19 protein-coding genes are annotated in these 16,688 nt (G+C 42.8%); 12 read left to right on the top strand and 7 right to left on the bottom strand.

Annotation, left to right across the window (positions count from 1 at the left end):
* Nucleotides 1-329 precede the first annotated feature (329 nt).
* The 7 genes from MUY27_RS20115 to MUY27_RS20145 are packed head-to-tail and all read right to left on the bottom strand — an operon-like array spanning nucleotide 330 to nucleotide 5,658.
* Nucleotides 330-1,490, bottom strand: coding sequence for a type II secretion system F family protein (locus MUY27_RS20115; RefSeq protein ID WP_245133218.1), 1,161 nt, complete (start codon nucleotides 1,488-1,490; stop codon nucleotides 330-332).
* The gene (locus MUY27_RS20120) at nucleotides 1,477-1,980 is read right to left on the bottom strand and encodes a PulJ/GspJ family protein (protein WP_245133220.1); all 504 of its coding nucleotides are present in this window, start codon (nucleotides 1,978-1,980) and stop codon (nucleotides 1,477-1,479) included. The genes MUY27_RS20115 and MUY27_RS20120 overlap by 14 nt, the downstream gene beginning before the upstream one ends.
* Entirely contained in the window at nucleotides 1,977-2,333 is a 357-nt protein-coding gene (locus MUY27_RS20125) for a type IV pilus modification PilV family protein (RefSeq protein ID WP_245133222.1), read from the bottom strand. Before MUY27_RS20125 ends, MUY27_RS20120 begins: the two co-directional genes overlap by 4 nt.
* A complete protein-coding gene (locus MUY27_RS20130) occupies nucleotides 2,321-3,565 on the bottom strand; it encodes a hypothetical protein (RefSeq protein WP_245133224.1) in 1,245 nt (414 codons plus the stop codon). Before MUY27_RS20130 ends, MUY27_RS20125 begins: the two co-directional genes overlap by 13 nt.
* A gap of 3 nt (nucleotides 3,566-3,568) precedes the next feature.
* Complete coding sequence (locus MUY27_RS20135) at nucleotides 3,569-4,183, bottom strand: toxin-antitoxin system YwqK family antitoxin (RefSeq protein ID WP_245133225.1); 615 nt, start codon at nucleotides 4,181-4,183, stop codon at nucleotides 3,569-3,571.
* Entirely contained in the window at nucleotides 4,180-4,695 is a 516-nt protein-coding gene (locus MUY27_RS20140) for a hypothetical protein (protein ID WP_245133227.1), read from the bottom strand. The genes MUY27_RS20135 and MUY27_RS20140 overlap by 4 nt, the downstream gene beginning before the upstream one ends.
* Before the next feature lie 3 nt (nucleotides 4,696-4,698).
* Nucleotides 4,699-5,658: a fibronectin type III domain-containing protein gene (locus MUY27_RS20145; RefSeq protein WP_245133229.1), complete on the bottom strand. Its 960-nt coding sequence runs from the start codon at nucleotides 5,656-5,658 to the stop codon at nucleotides 4,699-4,701.
* Nucleotides 5,659-5,783: 125 nt separating this feature from the next.
* Here MUY27_RS20145 and MUY27_RS20150 point away from each other — a divergent pair, with 125 nt between their 5' ends.
* The 12 genes from MUY27_RS20150 (at nucleotide 5,784) to MUY27_RS20205 (ending at nucleotide 16,688) form a co-directional block, all read left to right on the top strand.
* Entirely contained in the window at nucleotides 5,784-6,491 is a 708-nt protein-coding gene (locus MUY27_RS20150; RefSeq protein ID WP_245133230.1) for a hypothetical protein, read from the top strand.
* Nucleotides 6,492-6,518: 27 nt separating this feature from the next.
* On the top strand, nucleotides 6,519-6,686 hold the full coding sequence (locus MUY27_RS20155; protein WP_245133232.1) for a hypothetical protein: 168 nt from the start codon (nucleotides 6,519-6,521) through the stop codon (nucleotides 6,684-6,686).
* Nucleotides 6,687-6,688: 2 nt separating this feature from the next.
* The gene (locus MUY27_RS20160; protein ID WP_245133235.1) at nucleotides 6,689-7,636 is read left to right on the top strand and encodes a tail fiber protein; all 948 of its coding nucleotides are present in this window, start codon (nucleotides 6,689-6,691) and stop codon (nucleotides 7,634-7,636) included.
* A 23-nt stretch (nucleotides 7,637-7,659) separates the two neighbouring features.
* Nucleotides 7,660-8,676, top strand: a complete 1,017-nt coding sequence (locus MUY27_RS20165; protein WP_245133237.1) for a hypothetical protein — start codon at nucleotides 7,660-7,662, stop codon at nucleotides 8,674-8,676.
* Nucleotides 8,677-8,695: 19 nt separating this feature from the next.
* Nucleotides 8,696-9,382, top strand: a complete 687-nt coding sequence (locus MUY27_RS20170; RefSeq protein WP_245133240.1) for a hypothetical protein — start codon at nucleotides 8,696-8,698, stop codon at nucleotides 9,380-9,382.
* Between the two features lie 73 nt (nucleotides 9,383-9,455).
* A complete protein-coding gene (locus tag MUY27_RS20175; RefSeq protein ID WP_245133242.1) occupies nucleotides 9,456-9,893 on the top strand; it encodes a type IV pilin protein in 438 nt (145 codons plus the stop codon).
* 56 nt (nucleotides 9,894-9,949) lie between these two features.
* Nucleotides 9,950-10,417: a hypothetical protein gene (locus MUY27_RS20180; RefSeq protein ID WP_245133245.1), complete on the top strand. Its 468-nt coding sequence runs from the start codon at nucleotides 9,950-9,952 to the stop codon at nucleotides 10,415-10,417.
* Nucleotides 10,414-11,841 carry a GspE/PulE family protein gene (locus MUY27_RS20185; RefSeq protein WP_245133247.1) on the top strand — a complete coding sequence of 476 codons (1,428 nt, stop codon included), beginning with the start codon at nucleotides 10,414-10,416 and terminating at the stop codon, nucleotides 11,839-11,841. Before MUY27_RS20180 ends, MUY27_RS20185 begins: the two co-directional genes overlap by 4 nt.
* A complete protein-coding gene (locus tag MUY27_RS20190) occupies nucleotides 11,810-13,789 on the top strand; it encodes a type II secretion system protein GspD (RefSeq protein ID WP_245133249.1) in 1,980 nt (659 codons plus the stop codon). Before MUY27_RS20185 ends, MUY27_RS20190 begins: the two co-directional genes overlap by 32 nt.
* A gap of 1 nt (nucleotide 13,790) precedes the next feature.
* A complete protein-coding gene (locus MUY27_RS20195; RefSeq protein WP_245133251.1) occupies nucleotides 13,791-14,987 on the top strand; it encodes a hypothetical protein in 1,197 nt (398 codons plus the stop codon).
* The gene (locus tag MUY27_RS20200) at nucleotides 14,984-15,505 is read left to right on the top strand and encodes a hypothetical protein (RefSeq protein ID WP_245133253.1); all 522 of its coding nucleotides are present in this window, start codon (nucleotides 14,984-14,986) and stop codon (nucleotides 15,503-15,505) included. Before MUY27_RS20195 ends, MUY27_RS20200 begins: the two co-directional genes overlap by 4 nt.
* A 187-nt stretch (nucleotides 15,506-15,692) precedes the next feature.
* Complete coding sequence (locus MUY27_RS20205) at nucleotides 15,693-16,688, top strand: hypothetical protein (protein ID WP_245133255.1); 996 nt, start codon at nucleotides 15,693-15,695, stop codon at nucleotides 16,686-16,688.

Here is a 16,688-nt window from a genome sequence, read left to right on the forward strand (position 1 = left end):
ACTTTTCTGACCTTCTTTGCCATAATACTTCGCTGTTGTGGGATACAAAAACTGTAAATCTAAAGTCTCTTTAAGCCGCCTGTAAAGATTATCTAAAGGAATACGCTCTGACAATTGAAAGTTAGTAAACAGTTTCTCCTGATAATGTTTCTTCCCTTGCATGCTTTAAGATACTAATTGTACCTTAGTTGTGCAACAGCCACTTGTAACTCGTGCCATAGCAGATATTTGGCGCAACCGACTTCAACAGCAACAAATTAATCAATTAAAGAAACAGGTGGCCACCTTACTCCAAGCTAAAAAGAACTAGTGGAACAAAGGTTTATGCATTACTGAAAACTATTACTCATCTGGAATAAGGGTAGGTACATAGAAATCAGGATGATGCCTACAATCAGTCCTAGAAATATAACGATCAGCGGCTCCATCATACTGCTCAAAGTGGATGTTTTATATTCGATTTCGTCTACATACTGTTCAGCTATTTTTAAAAAAAAGTAATCGAGCTGGTTGGTTTCTTCTCCAACTTTAACCAATTGCACCATTTTAGGCGGGTAGATGGAGAATTGCTTTAAGCTCTCATGCAAGGTTTTCCCTTTCATAATATCTTCTTCCACTTGTTTAAGCGAACTTTCTATAGGGTAGTAGGCAATCATTTGCCTGATTAGGGCAATAGCTTTTAGTAAAGGCAGACGCGCGTTGATGAGTAGCCGCATGGAATTGCAGAAACGTGCCAGATAAATTTTTTGTACAAGGCCGCCTACAACAGGGAGCCGAAGCACCAGTTGCGAAGTAAATTGTTGATAACGGGGCGTCTTTTTAAAAACATAAACGGCTACCACCAGTAATAGCACTACTATCGCACCTGCATAAAAGTTATTTTCCAAAGCTTCAGAGACACCGATAATTTTTTGCGTGATCCATGGTAGCTGGCCACCAAACCGTTTGAAGATATCGCCGAACATCGGTACAATAAATTTCAGCATGAAGAATACAGCGCCAAATGAGGTTGCCATAACGATGCACGGATAAGTCAGCGCACCGATAATCTTCCGGCGTTGTTTAATCTTGTTCTGATAATACTTCGCCAGGTCGTTCAGTATATCATTCAATTTGCCGGTTTCCTCACCAATCTGCAAGCTATAAATCTCATAAAGGGAGAAGCGGTTGCTCTTTTGCAAAGCGATGGATAATGTAGCTCCCCCTAATACATCGTCTAAAATAGTCTTAAATAGTACTTTGTCTTTGGGCTTTTGCTGGTCTGCCGTAATCAGTTCCAGGCTGCTTTTCAGGTTGATCCCAGCTTCGAGCAAGGAGCCCAGTTCCAGGTATAAGTGCTCTTTTTTCTTATCACTCAATTCCTTGCTGCCGAAACTGATGTCTTTATTCAAAATTTCCCATAAACCGGCGGAGGATGGTATCGCAGCGCCAGCACCTGTTTTTTTTGCCGGTGGAGTGGTTTGGTAACGTTTCAGATCAATGACTGGCATAGCTGTTTAAATAAAGTTGGGCTGAGCTGTAGTATTTGTAATAATGATAAGGCAAACGGTCTGAACCCGAATATACATCAAACTGTAAGTCATCTATTAATTGATAAGCAGATTCATCTTGTTCAATCTCCTGGTCTTCAAATTGCAGCCGGGGAGCGGTTAGTTTTACTTTAAATGTATCGGTTTCGGTGGTCGTTCTCAAAAGATAGTCAGGGGTAAAGGTGTAAATAACGGTTTCGTTATTCCATCTCAGCCTTAACTCATCAGGCTTTGCTTCAGCTACTTCACATCTCGCCAGATCTTTTTTCAATAACTCATTCACTTTTAACAGTACTGCTAATTGCTGATGTTTTTTATTGAAATCAAGATAGATCTTATGGATTAATCCAAATCCAGTATAGGCAAACGCAATAACAATAGCAGAAATCAACATGGCTATGGTCAGCTCCATAATGGTAAATGCAGGTATCATGTTTTTCTCCGCTTTCATCTTTTCAAAACACGTTTTAAACTGTCAATAGGCTGATCGTCTGTATCGTACAAGGTCAGCACAAGCGTACTCGTTCCGTATGCCTCCTGTTCCTTTTTTACCTGCTGTTTGATGTGCCATTCATCTGCATTCCAGGTAGAGTCTTTCGGATGACGATCTGCGTTTTTCGTCATTGCATCTTCCAGTATAGCTGCTGCTTTAACCCGCCTACCGCTAAGGCTTAATCTGCTCACATTGGTGACGATCATAAATGCCAATCCAATGACCACGACGATGATCAGCATCGCAATTACCACTTCTAAAATGGTAGAAGCGGCTGTTTTTCCCCAAAGTGTTTTTCTTAGTTCAGCCATTGTAACACCTTTTGTTTGGGGGAAGCAGCCGGAAGTAAGCCCGAAGAATTATAATATCTGGATAGCGCCGGAGTATTAATGTGAATATTGATCAGGTAATTCTCATAGCGGGTATAAGTCGTCTCGTACAGCAACCTCGAAACGTAAACACTGCCGTTGATCGTTACATCTTTTTGATAGTTTAAAATACCGGATGCATAAACCTGACCCTGTATAACCGTATTTTTCTTAAGTTCGATTACCGGTGGTGATTGAGATTTACCATCTTGGAAAGTAAATAATGTGCCGTCTATCCTGGTATTTTCACCGATAATAATCCGTGCTGGGGATTTTACATCTTTTCGTTGTTCCTGTAGGGCGCCGATAACAGAGGGATAGGTGAGTTTACAATTTTTACCAATGTGCACCGAATCTGTTGCAAAGATCTGGTAGTTTCCGGTAAAGCCATCCTCTACGATCACCGTCGGCGCACAAATGATCGCATCCCGAATATCAGCCTCGCGACTAATCCGGATGGTCGTGTCAGATTGAATCAGTACATGCCCTTTTATAGCCGAATTGATCTGGTATGCTTTTTTGTGAAAGCAATAAGTTTTTAGGTTTTGTAGGAATAGATTGGAAGCGCTGTCAGGGATGGAAATAGTAGGCTTATTCGCCGCTACCTGTTTAAAATAGGATTTGATTTGCGCAAGAATAGCCGAGTTTAAGGTCGGCAACTGCTTTTCGCTTGTCAGCTTCCTGCCGATAACCAAACGTTTGTCGCCCAGATAAGCGCTGTTATCTACGTAAGCTTCTTTAATACCCGCTTTAGGCAAATAGGCGTCACCCTTGATGGTGGTTTGCCCGCTTACAGAGACCGGCCTGTCTTCATCGATCAGGTAAATCGCACACCATTTAGCAGAATCTATTGAATGTGCGATTGAGAATACCTTGGTAAGCGTATCCTGGTTGATAAAGCTTCTGGCAATGCCAATGTCAAATAATCCCCAGTGGTATCGTTGAACAATAACGGAGTCGTTGACGGAATTGAACAAGCTTAATTTTTTATCAATGCTATCGACACTTAAAACCAGGTTTTCTGCTGATAGGAGATTGTTCGATAATACATCGTACCTGAATTTCTGCTGATATTGGCTTTTGTAAAGATAGGCGGCTACAATCAGCGATGAGCATAGCACAGCCACTACCAACGTAACCACGATGACCAGGTATAGCGCACCTGCCTTAACCATGCCTCAGTTCACCCTCCCGGTGTTTTTTGAATGATCTGCTCCGGCGGGTTGCTGATGTTCTTTCGAATTTCTTTTAGCCAAATGGAGTTTTTGAAGGCACCGTTTTAACCAACTCGTTTTAGCTGTTGCAGTTGCTATTTGTGAGTTAGCTGGTTTAGGTAAGGAATCAATAATAGCCCGTCCCTTTTTATATTTTCCGGTTTCCTTCAAGTTCCCTTGTTCATCATACCTGCGGAATTTGCCATTCAATATGCCGTTATTCCAGTTTAATTCCTCGTGCAAACTGCCGTTCTCGTTCCACGAATGCCAGAGGCCGTCTTTTAAGCCATTATTGAAATAGCCTTGTTCTTTCAGGTTGTTGTTTGGGTAAAAAGCAGTATAAACGCCGTTCAATAAACGACCGCTAAAGCCGCCCTGCGTATGCCTGATATTATTAGCGCTGTACCAGTAATAGGTTCTGTCATTTTCCGGGAAAATGTTTTTCCCGGTAGTCAGCAGCTCCGCAACAATGGTTTGGTCCCCTTGTGTGAAGCGAACTTTGTTAACCCCGAAGTCGGGTAGTTTTTGTGCATTGCCCCATAAAGGCAAAAATAATAGCCACACCAATCGTTTCATCATGGTCTTTTATTAATTGCGATATACCTGGTTTTGCCTGCAAAGGCAATTTTGATCGAGTCGCGCATGTTTTTTAATAGCTTTACCTGTTCGGCCGTTTCCCCTTCGCTGAGCATAAATTCACGGCCGTTAATGGTAACCAGCGCCAAGGTTTTTTTGCTGCCCGGATTGCGCAAGTAACCCCCATAACTAATAAAGGACCAGTTTACAGCAGTTGGAGGGGTTAAATGCGGGGCAGTTGAAACGGGAAGCGGTTTTACTTCTACCGGGACCGCTAACGCTGATTTAGTTTCCCTGGGCGCAGTGTGTTCAAAAGGATCCGGGTAATTCAATGCAAGGGATGTCGTGTCCGGATGCATGGCATAGTCTTGCAGCGGCTCCTTTGGTCTTGCTTTATTTTGAAGAACAATGGGTTCATCCTCGCCAGATACGGCATCGACTACCCGGTAGATGATCAGCCCCCAAACCATCGCTACCGCTGCGATCAATAAATAATTCAATAGCTTACTCTTCATTTTCTATTGAATGGTAAATGTTCTCAGCTCGCTGGCCTGGCTTTCGTTACCCGCAGCGTCGAGCGCGGTTACTTTCCAGTAAAGTTGATTGCCAGAGGTTCCGCCGGTAAAATTATAAGTAGTGGTGTTCAACAACAGGGGAAAAGTGCTGTTGAAAGTCGTTTTTCCGTCAGACTGGTAGAGGTATAAGCGGTATCTTACGGCAGATGCTGAACTGTTCCAGGAAAGGCTAACGGGGCTTTGCAGAATGGATTTGTCTGTTGGCGTTAACAGGGTGACTGCGGCAGGCGCCGTTCTGTCTACAGTAAAGTAGTTTACTGCGGACCATTGCGACTGCGCCGTGTCGTTCTCCGCACGGACGCGCCATTGGTAATTCAGGTCTTTGCTGAAAGAAACGCTGAGCTGCTGTCCGGGGACTGTTTTGTCATAGTAGAGCTTGGTTTCGTCTACGAAATTAGCAGTGTCAATCTGAATATGATATTTGGTAGCCCCATATAACGTACCCCAGCTAAAGGTCAACGGAGACTGGTTCGTCAGTAAGTTATTAGCCGGAGCCCCCACCTGTAAACGTTGTTGCTTTAGCGAGGAGTAAAAGATCGTAAAACTTCTGGGGCTTGAATAGGCCGTTTGCGAACTTCCGTTTTCGGCACGTACGCGCCACTGATAATTACCCGGACCAAGATTGACCGAAAATTTGTTGCTTTTAACCAACGTATCAAGGACAAGGGCAGCGACGGAATCAAATTTTGGGTTGACCACCTGCAATCGGTATTTCAGTGCATCTTCAACCTCATCCCACCAGAAACCGACCGTGTAATTAGTGGTCTGATACTTATCTCCGGGCGCTTGTGCCTGAATATCACGGTGTTCAATAGATGGTTCGATAAGGTCTTTACAGCTGACTAAGTATAGCGATGCCAGGCTCGCGAAAAGCAAAAAAAAACGTGATAAAGGGTTTTTCATTGTAGACTAAGTTAAATCATTTGCGCCAATAAATAAAGGCATTTCTAAAAGGGATTTTTTACATAGAAAGTTGCTTTCCATGTAAAAAGGCTACTATCTTTAGGCAAACTTTATTACAATTAGATATGGCTAAAAATCTCAACAAGCATTTTCTCGCTATCTTATTAATTCTCTTTACACATATTTCAAGTTACGCTCAACCATACTGGGGAAGAACGTTGTTCTCTGCAGGCGACGGAGTTACAGAAGTGGGTAAATATTTTGATTTTCATGAATCTACAGATGATCCACTTGACTATTCCATAAGATTATGGAGCAGTAATAATAAACTTTATTCAAGTGGTCATTTTTATAGTCCTGGACTTGGAATTAATACTTCCAATACATCCAATGGTTCAGTCAATATTTTCGGAAATTCCATAAGCTCGACTAATCTTATTCTTTCGGCTAATTACGAAAATTCTTATAGATGGAGATTTATTACTACGGATCGTGGTAATGCAATAGACCTTGATATAACCGCTTCAAACTACGCAGATAATCAGCAAACAATTCTAAAGTTGTCACCGGTAAATTCAGGACGACCGTCTTTCATTTTATTGGATAATTGGCTTGTGGCAAACAACGGTAATGTAGGCATTGGCACTACCCAGCCAGATCAAAAACTGACTGTCAACGGTACCATACATGCCAGTCAGGTGAAGGTGGATACCAATATTCCTACCCCCGATTATGTTTTTAATGCGGATTATAAGTTGGCAAGTCTAAGCAAGGTTCAGGATTATATTAATAGGTATCACCACTTGCCCGAAATTCCTAATGCGCAACAGTAACAGAAAGAGGGAATTGATTTGGGTGAAATGAATACGAAGCTTTTGAAAAAAGTGGAAGAACTGACGTTGTATTTGTTGCAGGAACATCAGAAGAATAAACTGCAAGAAGAACAGCTAAGGAAGCTAAAACAGAATAATCAACAACTGTTGTTCAAATTCAATCAGATCGATCAAAAACTTAAATCAAAACGTTAGATATGCAGAAAAAAGCCTTCGCCATCACAATCTTTTTTTTATTATTCATTCATCAAATAACACTGGCCCAATATTCAAGTAGTTTTATTGTTCAGGGAGACGCAGACAAATTTTATCCGGTTACCTTTATTGATATTAATTGGTCTAACAACAAGGCTTCAGAGTTTGATCTTGGTCGGGCCGACGTACATAACGACGGAGCATGGAGGGGTTCATTGATAGCTAAATTTCGTTATCATGTTTCTAACTGGGGGCATCGTTCAAACTTTATTGATGCCGACATCAGGCAGTTTAATAACAATTTTATTGCTGTTTGGCGGGATGGAACAAGCCAAAATGCTAGCAGTGTAATTATTGTCTGGTTGAGGGGAGGAGGGAACACTTATTATGTTAATAGTACTGCCAACGTTAATCCAACAGTATATGATGGGGTTCAACATGCGTTGCCTTATCAAGAGATAAATGGTCCGGCTCATAATGCTTTGTTTCAATCGGGACAAGAGATAAATACAAATGGTTTTACTTCGTCAGGGTCAGCTTATTTTGCAGGAAGCACTAATAATTATTTTCTGGGCAACGTGGGCATTGGCACTACCCAGCCAGATCAAAAATTGACCGTCAACGGGACCATTCACGCCAGTCAGGTGAAGGTAGACACCAATATTCCAACTCCCGATTATGTTTTTAATGCGGACTACAAGTTGGCAAGTCTAAGCGAGGTTCAGGATTATATCAACAAGCATCACCATTTACCAGAAATCCCGAACGCGCAGCAACAACAAAAAGAGGGGATTGATTTGGGTGAAATGAATACCAGGCTTTTGAAGAAAGTAGAAGAGCTGACCTTGTATTTGATCGACGAAAATAAGAAAAACAAAGTACAACAGCAGGAGATCAATCATCTGAAGAGGCAAGTTATTCTGCTTTCGAAATCAAAGGCAAAAAACTAAGATCAAACTTAATCACAATTTTTATGAAAAAATATCTTCTAATCGCACCCTTGTTGTTACTATTTAAAGTATCTATCGCGCAAAGTTTTTTTAGTACGCAGACTTATGCTAATGCGCCTCAGGGAGTTGGGGCAAATAGTATTTTTGGATGGGGCGAAAACTTTGACCGGACCATAGACGTTCGACCGAATCCTCATCCCTGGATGGGTACCATGATGATCAACTATCATACAGGTTTAACCTTATCTGCTCATTCTGTATACGGAGGCATAAGATTTTATAATCAAGGCTATCCTAATCCGTACGATTCTTCAACTGGCGCAAAAATGGTCATGAGCATTACAAATGGGAAAGTAGGTATTGGTACGACAGATCCCGATTATGCATTGACGGTAAATGGGAATTTCAAAGTGACCAATGAAAATAACTTTCTGTTTTATAATGGGTTCGCAGATATTTATTTTAAATATTCTGGGAGAGGCTCAGGAGGACGGGCAATGGTGCACGGAGACGGTAATATGCTCGTATTAAATTTCGGAGGGGATTTCACAGGCGGCACACGATTAGGCACTAACGCCTATTTTACTGAAGACAATAATGGTACTTCTTATGTCTATTCCGGGAAATTTGGCATTGGTACAGCAGATACTAAAGGCTATAAGCTAGCGGTAAACGGATCTGCTATTGCAACTTCGGTTACAGTTAAAAACTTTGATCAATGGCCGGATTATGTCTTCAAGCCTTCCTACAAATTACCTTCCCTGAGCAGTATCAGTACCTACATCAGTCAAAACAGGCATTTACCTGATATGCCATCAGAAAGTGAGGTAAAAGCTAAAGGTATTGATTTGGGGGAAATGGTAAAATTACAGACAAAAAAAATCGAAGAGTTGACTCTGTATCTAATTGAGAAGGATAAAGAAGTTAAAGCGCAACAGGTGCAAATTGAGAAGCTACAACGACAAATCAATCAAAACCAGCAAAGTCAAATCAACGAATTGCGTAAACAACTTTTATTGTTAAAAAGCAAGGTAAAGTAATAACCTCATTTCACATTTTATGAAGAAATACATTCTTATCGCCATTTTTGCTTTTTTATTACAAGCTTCTTATGCGCAAAATACTTACCCCTGGCCGCAAACGGGAAATGTGGGTATAGGTACAACAAATCCCAACAATAAAGTAGATGTTAACGGAGGGATCACAACGCGGGACGTATCCTATATAAATGGTGTAAAGTTTAATACTGTAAATACGTATTACCGGCAAGTGCAAGCTGAGGGTTATAATTTAAATATTAAGAGCGGTGACGGAAGTTCTGCATTGGTTTTACCTTATACTAATACTGATTACGCTCATTTTCAGAATTACGGTTTGGTTGTTGATGGTAATGTCGGTATTGGTACCACGACCCCCGATGCCAAACTATCAGTTAAGGGAGCTATACACACTCAGGAAGTGAAAGTAGATATGAATAATTGGGGAGACTACGTCTTCAAGCCTGATTATCATTTAACAAGCTTGTCAGCAGTTAAAAATTATGTGGACCAACATCACCACCTACCCGAAATTCCGTCCGCGCAAGAAATAGAAAAGAACGGTGCAAATTTGGGCGAACTAGTGAAGCTGCAAATGAAAAAGATAGAAGAGCTAACCTTGTACTTAATTGAAAAAGATAAAAAGCAAAAGCAATTGGAAGCACGCCTGGCAAAACTGGAAAAACTTTCTGCAAAGGGAAGGAAGTAAATTGGCTTTTAATCTTTCGTAAAATACCTTGACTGTTGCTAAATTTTTAGTAGTTTAGACAAACCTTATTCCGATGCGAAGTTTTAAAAATCCGGCTGGTTTACAATTTAAGAAAAAGCTTGACGCCTATACCCTAACAGAAATTTTAGTGGTTTTGGTGATTATCGGCATATTGGTATTGCTGGTGTTGCCGAACTTGTTGCCTTTGATTACGAAAGCAAAAGCCACCGAAGCCAAGCTACAGTTGGAACATATCCACACCCTCGAAAAAAATTATTTCTACGAGCACTCGAAGTATACTACTGATCTGAATGAACTGGGATTTGTTCAGGAGAAACTAACAACCGAAAGCAAGGACGGAAGGGCTAATTATAAAATTGAAGTTACTTCTGCTACCAATAGCGGTTTTACGGCAAAAGCCACCGCAGTTGTCGATTTTAATGCCAACAGCAAGTTCAATGTCTGGGAGATTGATCAGGATAAAACACTGAAGGAGGTGGTCCCTGATTAATGCTTGTTGTTAAGATTCTGGTCCTGGCTGTTTTCCTTTTCATTTTCGCAGAAGATATGCTATTCCGCGCTGTACACTGGGTTTTGTTTCCGTTTGGATTGTTGTTGCTGGTATCCTTGCATTACCTACAGGAGGGAAAGATATCCACGATGCTTTATGCCGTCGTCTTTAATGTGCTATTCTTGTTGGTGCAATTCTTACTGGTAAGCGTTTATTTTTCTTTAAAGCATAAACAGTGGGTGAACCTTACCCGCGGTATGTTCAACTGGGGCGATATCTTCTTTATCCTGGTTGTCGCCTGCTATTTAAGTACGGTTAACTTTATTGCTTTTTACATCTCCAGCTTGCTGGTCTCCCTTTTAGCCTGGCTACTTGTGGTGAGACGATACGCCCGGAATAAAAACCACATCCCGCTGGCCGGGTTGCAGGCCTTGTTTTTTGTTGTCTTGTTCGCATTTTCGTGGATCAAGCCGGCTTTTAAGCTGACGGACGATAGTTATCTGCTCAATCTTTTACAGCCATGAGTTCTGCCGCCGAAATTGTATTAACAGCAGATCAGTTGCACTGGCTTACAAAGGACCAGGCCTGGCATTACCGTGTGTTGCCTTTCGAACGCCGAGACCATACCTTAACGCTTTACTGCGAAGCCACTGCTGACCGGTTCAACTTACAGGAAGAGCTGGAGTTGCTAACAGGATTAGGGATTAATCTGGTGCCACTGGCAAATGCGGATATTGATAAGTACTTGTCCAAGTATTACCTGAAAGACCAGGCTACTGCGTCGCCGCAACTACAACAGCAGCAGGACGAGGATTTCCTGCGCCAGTTAATACAGGAGGCGCGTAATCTCAAAAGCAGCGATATCCATATAGAGATTTATGAACAGAAATGTCGCGTTCGTGTTCGTATCGACGGTTTAATGGTAGAGCGATATTTGCTGAAACAGGATGAATACCCGGCGTTGGTCAATAAGATCAAAATATTGTCTAACCTGGATATTGCAGAAAAACGCTTGCCGCAGGATGGACGGATCAACTTTAAAAGCGGTAATCAGCAATTTGATATCCGGGTATCCGTATTGCCCACTCTACATGGGGAAAAAGTGGTGCTGAGGTTACTGAGCAACGATGCCACCAATATCGATCTGTATACCTTAGGTTTCTCCGAGGCCGATCTCGAGAGTTATTTACAGGGAATCAGGAGGCCAACCGGTATCCTACTCATCAGCGGACCGACAGGTTCGGGAAAAACAACAACCTTGTACGCCACCTTGAAACTGCTGAATAAGGAAACAAGGAACATCCTTACCATTGAAGATCCGATTGAATATACACTCGAAGGCATCAACCAGGTACAGCTGAAAGAAAGTATTGGTTTAGGGTTTGCCACTGCGCTGAAAACCTTTCTGAGACAAGATCCGGATGTGATCATGGTTGGCGAGATCCGCGATACTGAAACCGCCAATATGGCTATTCGTGCGGCATTGACCGGCCACCTGGTGTTATCAACGATACACACTAATTCTGCGTGGGGAACCATATCACGCTTGATCGATATGGGGGTGCCTTCTTTTTTACTGGCCAATACGTTGAATACGTCCGTAGCCCAACGGCTGATCCGATTATTATGCCCGGAATGCCGTCAACAAGAAGTATTTGACAACGCTTTATATCCAAGGCAATTTAAGCCCTATAGTCAGGTTTCGCACCATTACGTAGCCAAGGGATGTGCTCATTGCTACTACACAGGTTACAAAGGGCGCAAGGCTGTTTACGAAGTTATTCCAATTGACCAGGACTTTGCCCTCGCGATTAAAAACGCAGAAATGCAGGTTGACCATCTGCTGGCCGAAAGAGGTGTTCTTACATTGGCAGAGAATGCCTTTGAACTGTTTAAGAACGGGCAAACGTCGCTCGATGAAATTTATCCGCTATTATTTAATTATTAAAAAATTTGTGTTGAAAAACTACCTGACCTTTACTATTTTTCTATTTGTCATTTTTGTCACCTTTTCGGTCAAGGCGCAGACAACAAATCCGCGTATTACCGCTATTCAGCATCGGTTGGATAGCATGGCCCGTACCAATCCCGGGTTGAATGAGAAAGTACAGCTTTCGGTCACCGGCGTATCCTTAAGGGATTACCTAACGGCGATTGGCAAGCTGAATAACTTGAGTTTTAATGTCGATCCTGCGCTTGATTTTAAGATTTACAACACCTTTAGTAATGTTACAGCGGCCAATATCCTGGTGTTGCTAGCCGAACAGAACAGCCTGGAGATTTCCAATATAGGTTCCATTATCATTGTAAAACCGTTTAAAGTTGCCCAGCCGCCTTTGAGGCCGGTGATAAAAGTTCCGATTATTAAATACAGTTATGGGGATAACAGCCTGAGCCTGGAATTGAATCAGGACACGCTGAGTGCAGTTGCCAAAAAGATCACGCAAGTGTCCGGTAAAAATGTAATAGTTCCTGTAGCGCTTCAGTCCAAATTGATCAGTGGTTTTTTTGCGGCAGCGCCATTTGATGTCGCGATGGAAAAGCTGGCCTTTGCAAACGAGGTCAAGCTGGTGAAAACCAATGATAATTTTTACTTATTCCAGCCGCTGGAAGATGGGGAGCAACTCTACGTGAACGGTGATAGCAAAACCAGCGTGCGGAAAGTATTCAAGCCGCAGACTTCAGCGGGATCAGGCGGAAACACCGGCTTATTTACCCGGACATTGCCCACGGGGGAAAAAGTAATATCCGTGGATGCGACGAACGCCCCGATTGCCGACCTGGTAAAAAATGCCTCGTTGCAGTTGAATAAAAATTATTCGATTTATTCGGAGTTAAAGGGGACAGTTACCATTCATGCGAATGATTTAAGTTATGATAACTTCTTAACGATGCTTTTTAAGAGCACCGACTATACCTACAACATGGATAGCGGTGTCTACATGATCGGCGACCGGAAATTGGAGGGGCTGCGCGTGAACCGGGTCATTAAGCTGCAAAACCGTTCTATCGATACGGTAATGGCGATGATCCCCGCGGAATGGAAAAAGGGTGTGGAAGTGAAGGAGTTCCGTGAACAGAATACACTATTGCTATCGGGTTCTAAACCGCAGATCGAGGAAATTCAATCCTTTGTGAAGCAACTGGACGTTTTAGTGCCAATGGTACTCATCGAGGTAACACTGATTGATGTACATAATTTCAGAACCATTTCCACGGGTATCTCCGCCGGTGTGGCGGACAGTGTGAAGACAGGGGGATCGGTCTTGCCGGGGATCGACTTTACTTTCGGCGCGAGTTCGATCAATAACTTTTTAAACCGGGTAGGCGGAGCAACCGGGGTTAACCTGGGGCATGTGGTGCCTAATTTTTATGTTTCACTGAAAGCGCTGGAAGATAAGGACAATATCGACGTGCGTTCTGTTCCTAAGCTTTCTACCCTGAATGGCCACAACGCAACCTTAAGTATTGGGAATACCCGGTATTACAAGAACGTTACACAAAACGTTATACCAACCACCACCACCTCGCAGTCGATCTTTTCGAACACCTACCAGGAGACATCTGCAAATTTGACGATCAATATCAAGCCTGTTGTCTCAGGAGATGACCAGGTGACACTGAATATTAAGGTAGATATCTCTGATTTTACGGGTAATCCTCCTGACAACGCCCCTCCGCCGAAGTCAACCAGTAAGTTTGAGTCTATTATCCGTGCGCATAATGAAGATATGATTGTATTGGGGGGGATTGAGCGGAGCGAGGGTAGCGAAAGCGCTTCCGGGATTCCATTGTTATCGCGCATCCCGATCTTAAAGTACATTTTCAGTAAGCGCTCAAAAACAACCGGGAAAGTAGTGACCATGGTATTTATCAAGCCGACGATCATTTTATAATATGCTCTCGAAGTATTATCGGTTCCAAAAAGTGGCAGGCATTTCTATCGAAGTGCATCGCGACGGTAATGTCCTGTACCACGTTTGCTGTATCAGCCTGAAAGGTGATCAGCTCAGTATCGACAAGCATACCGTGGGATTGGATCAGGCTAATGAGTTGAAAAAAATGGTGCCGCCTAATGTTCCCGTAGCAGTTAATATTTATGGGAAAGGGGTGTTGATTAAACAGCTGAAGGCCGACCAAACTGATTTTACGCAGGTGTTGCCCAATGCACAACCGGATGACTTTTATATCCAGGAATTTAATTCAGGTGAAGCTAAATATGCGGCCCTGATACGAAGAACTGAAGCAGACCGGTGGATCAGCCAGTTGCTGGGGCTGGGCCTGCAACCGTTACAATTGTCATTAGGTTTGTTCCCTGTTGCGCACATTCTTGATCAACTTCAGGTGAAGGAACATCTGTCCTTAAGCGGTTACGAGCTTGAATTGAACGGGTCAGGGGAGTGGTCGGGCATAAAGTACGAAGCGTTAACTAATTCCCGCAAACTGAAACTGGATCAGGAACAGGTGGACGAACGGGCGGTAATCCCTTACGCAGCGGCGTTTCAGTTAGCGCTAAGTACGCTGGTTTCACCGGTTGCAGCTCTGGTACCGATGCTGGAAGTAGCCAGGGATGGTGCATTGGCTAAAGTAAAATGGCGTACGATAGGGGTTGTTTTTTTATGCGGCCTGTTTGTAGTACTGTTAGTCAATTTTATCACGCTTACTTTTTTGGAAAGCGCGAACACCAGGCTGGCCACACAAATTGGGCAAACTACGAAAGACGCGGAGCAAAGCGAAGCGCTTGCGGATAGTATTGCTGCCAAAAAAGCCTTGTTGGATTCGCTTGGCTGGGAAGAGAACCAACGGAAAGCTAAACGGATTGACGAAATAGGGGAACTGTTACCACGAGAAGTAAAATGGGATAAACTAAGCATCGATCCGATTACCCCGCATTCGACAGGCACAGGAAGGCAGTTGAAATTCGAATCAAAGGTGATCACGATTAGCGGAACATCGGAAAAGCTGATACCGGTAAATGAGTGGATCGAGCGGTTGAGGACAAAGGCCTGGATCAGGCGTGTTCAACTGAAAAATTTCAGTTATGACCAGGAAGCTAATACAGGAAGGTTTGCAATTCAAATAGACTATCAATGAAACGTTACCTGAAACCTGAAATTGTAATGATCGGTAGTGCGATCCTGATCCTTTGGGTGGCCTACCAACTGGCGATCAGTAAAACCGTGGCTGCGTGGCAGCTTCATCAAAAACTGAGTAAACAAACGGACAGAACGGAACTTAGTATTCCGAGTAGTTACCAGGAACGGATCAACCAAAACCTGGCCGGTTTAACACAGGTATACACTGCCGATTCGCTGACTTTTCATAGCCGTTTGATCCGGCATCTGTCGGAGCTTGCGGATCAGCAGCAAATCAAACTTGCGGATTTGCCGGAAGCCGGCAATTTGTCGACAGGAAAACTGAATTACCAAACCGTAACTTTTGAGGGGGACTATTTCCACTTACTAAAGGCGCTGGATCAGTTGGAGCAAAAGCAAGGGGTAGGGTACATCAGAAGCCTGACTTTTGAAAGGCCGGTGCTGAACGGGCCGGACAACAACCCCAAGCCTGTACGGCTGAAAATATATATGGCCATATTGAGATCGTCCCGTTAAAAGAGAGTAAATAGAGATTTGAGACTTATGATTTGAAATATTAAAGTATACCGTTATATTTAGATCAACAAAACCCGATATCACACATCTTATGCATACCATTACCTAAAGATTCTAATTGGTCATTCGGCCAGCAAAATAACCCGATTTATCTTAATACTCAACCTTAAACCAACTTGCTTTTCACATGAAAAGACTACTTTTTATTGCCTTGCTGGTAGCAGCGACTGAAATGTCTTTTGCACAAAATAATTTTCCTACCCCAACAGGAGAGGTAACTATAAATCAGAGTAATTCTATCACTATCGCCACGCTTAACAATTCAACAACCGGAGTTAAGCTGTTCGGCGCAGGAAACGGATGGAATAGTCAGGTGGGCCCTGGTTACTTGCAGTTATATGGATCCAAGATTTACGATGAGGGTAATAACTTACATCTCGCGAACGGGGCGTCACAGGTTTTTATACATGGCGGAGATACTAATGCGCCGGTTAATATATTGCTAAATGCTGCGGGACAGGCAAGCTACATTAATTCCGGCAACGTGGGTATCGGAACTTCCACACCAGATCAGAAACTTCACGTTGTAGGAAATATCAGAATGTCTGACAAGTTGTTTTTTGGTAACTGGTTTTTAGGGGCCACTGGTGCTTGGCCGTCTAATCCTGGGCTATATTATAGCGGAGGAGATGAAGTTTTTGGAATGGCGTCAACAGGTGGACAGATATCCTTCCAAATAGACGGGGGATTTAGACAACAAGAGGTAGGGCAAGTAAACTACTTTATGGATAAAGTTGGCATAGGTACAACTTCTCCAGACGCTAAGCTTGCCGTAAAAGGTACTATTCACGCTCAAGAAGTGAAAGTAGACATTAATAACTGGGGCGATTATGTGTTCAAGCCCAACTACAATCTGACGAAGCTATCTGACCTAAAAACTTACGTAGACCGAAACCATCACTTACCAGAGATACCCTCTGCACAGGAAATAGAAACTAAAGGCGCGAACCTTGGTGAGTTAGTTAAATTGCAAATGAAAAAGATTGAAGAGTTAACACTGTATTTGATTGAAAAGGATAGGAAAGACAAGGAACAACAGGCTCACATCCATAAGCTTCAGAAAAGTAACGCGAAATTGATAAGTAGGCTGGGTGAAATAGAAAAAACTATTGGTAAACGTTAA

Origin of the sequence: Mucilaginibacter straminoryzae (assembly GCF_022953055.1) — a bacterium.
GTDB classification, from domain to species: Bacteria; Bacteroidota; Bacteroidia; order Sphingobacteriales; family Sphingobacteriaceae; genus Mucilaginibacter; species Mucilaginibacter straminoryzae.

What these genes read in the sequence shown, in the direction of transcription:
- MUY27_RS20115 (WP_245133218.1), bottom strand. Translation starts at nt 1,490, where the DNA reads ATGCCAGTCATTGATCTGAAACGTTACCAAACCACTCCACCGGCAAAA.
- MUY27_RS20120 (WP_245133220.1), bottom strand. Translation starts at nt 1,980, where the DNA reads ATGAAAGCGGAGAAAAACATGATACCTGCATTTACCATTATGGAGCTG.
- MUY27_RS20125 (WP_245133222.1), bottom strand. Translation starts at nt 2,333, where the DNA reads ATGGCTGAACTAAGAAAAACACTTTGGGGAAAAACAGCCGCTTCTACC.
- MUY27_RS20130 (WP_245133224.1), bottom strand. Translation starts at nt 3,565, where the DNA reads ATGGTTAAGGCAGGTGCGCTATACCTGGTCATCGTGGTTACGTTGGTA.
- MUY27_RS20135 (WP_245133225.1), bottom strand. Translation starts at nt 4,183, where the DNA reads ATGATGAAACGATTGGTGTGGCTATTATTTTTGCCTTTATGGGGCAAT.
- MUY27_RS20140 (WP_245133227.1), bottom strand. Translation starts at nt 4,695, where the DNA reads ATGAAGAGTAAGCTATTGAATTATTTATTGATCGCAGCGGTAGCGATG.
- MUY27_RS20145 (WP_245133229.1), bottom strand. Translation starts at nt 5,658, where the DNA reads ATGAAAAACCCTTTATCACGTTTTTTTTTGCTTTTCGCGAGCCTGGCA.
- MUY27_RS20150 (WP_245133230.1), top strand. Translation starts at nt 5,784, where the DNA reads ATGGCTAAAAATCTCAACAAGCATTTTCTCGCTATCTTATTAATTCTC.
- MUY27_RS20155 (WP_245133232.1), top strand. Translation starts at nt 6,519, where the DNA reads ATGAATACGAAGCTTTTGAAAAAAGTGGAAGAACTGACGTTGTATTTG.
- MUY27_RS20160 (WP_245133235.1), top strand. Translation starts at nt 6,689, where the DNA reads ATGCAGAAAAAAGCCTTCGCCATCACAATCTTTTTTTTATTATTCATT.
- MUY27_RS20165 (WP_245133237.1), top strand. Translation starts at nt 7,660, where the DNA reads ATGAAAAAATATCTTCTAATCGCACCCTTGTTGTTACTATTTAAAGTA.
- MUY27_RS20170 (WP_245133240.1), top strand. Translation starts at nt 8,696, where the DNA reads ATGAAGAAATACATTCTTATCGCCATTTTTGCTTTTTTATTACAAGCT.
- MUY27_RS20175 (WP_245133242.1), top strand. Translation starts at nt 9,456, where the DNA reads ATGCGAAGTTTTAAAAATCCGGCTGGTTTACAATTTAAGAAAAAGCTT.
- MUY27_RS20180 (WP_245133245.1), top strand. Translation starts at nt 9,950, where the DNA reads ATGCTATTCCGCGCTGTACACTGGGTTTTGTTTCCGTTTGGATTGTTG.
- MUY27_RS20185 (WP_245133247.1), top strand. Translation starts at nt 10,414, where the DNA reads ATGAGTTCTGCCGCCGAAATTGTATTAACAGCAGATCAGTTGCACTGG.
- MUY27_RS20190 (WP_245133249.1), top strand. Translation starts at nt 11,810, where the DNA reads ATGAAATTTATCCGCTATTATTTAATTATTAAAAAATTTGTGTTGAAA.
- MUY27_RS20195 (WP_245133251.1), top strand. Translation starts at nt 13,791, where the DNA reads ATGCTCTCGAAGTATTATCGGTTCCAAAAAGTGGCAGGCATTTCTATC.
- MUY27_RS20200 (WP_245133253.1), top strand. Translation starts at nt 14,984, where the DNA reads ATGAAACGTTACCTGAAACCTGAAATTGTAATGATCGGTAGTGCGATC.
- MUY27_RS20205 (WP_245133255.1), top strand. Translation starts at nt 15,693, where the DNA reads ATGAAAAGACTACTTTTTATTGCCTTGCTGGTAGCAGCGACTGAAATG.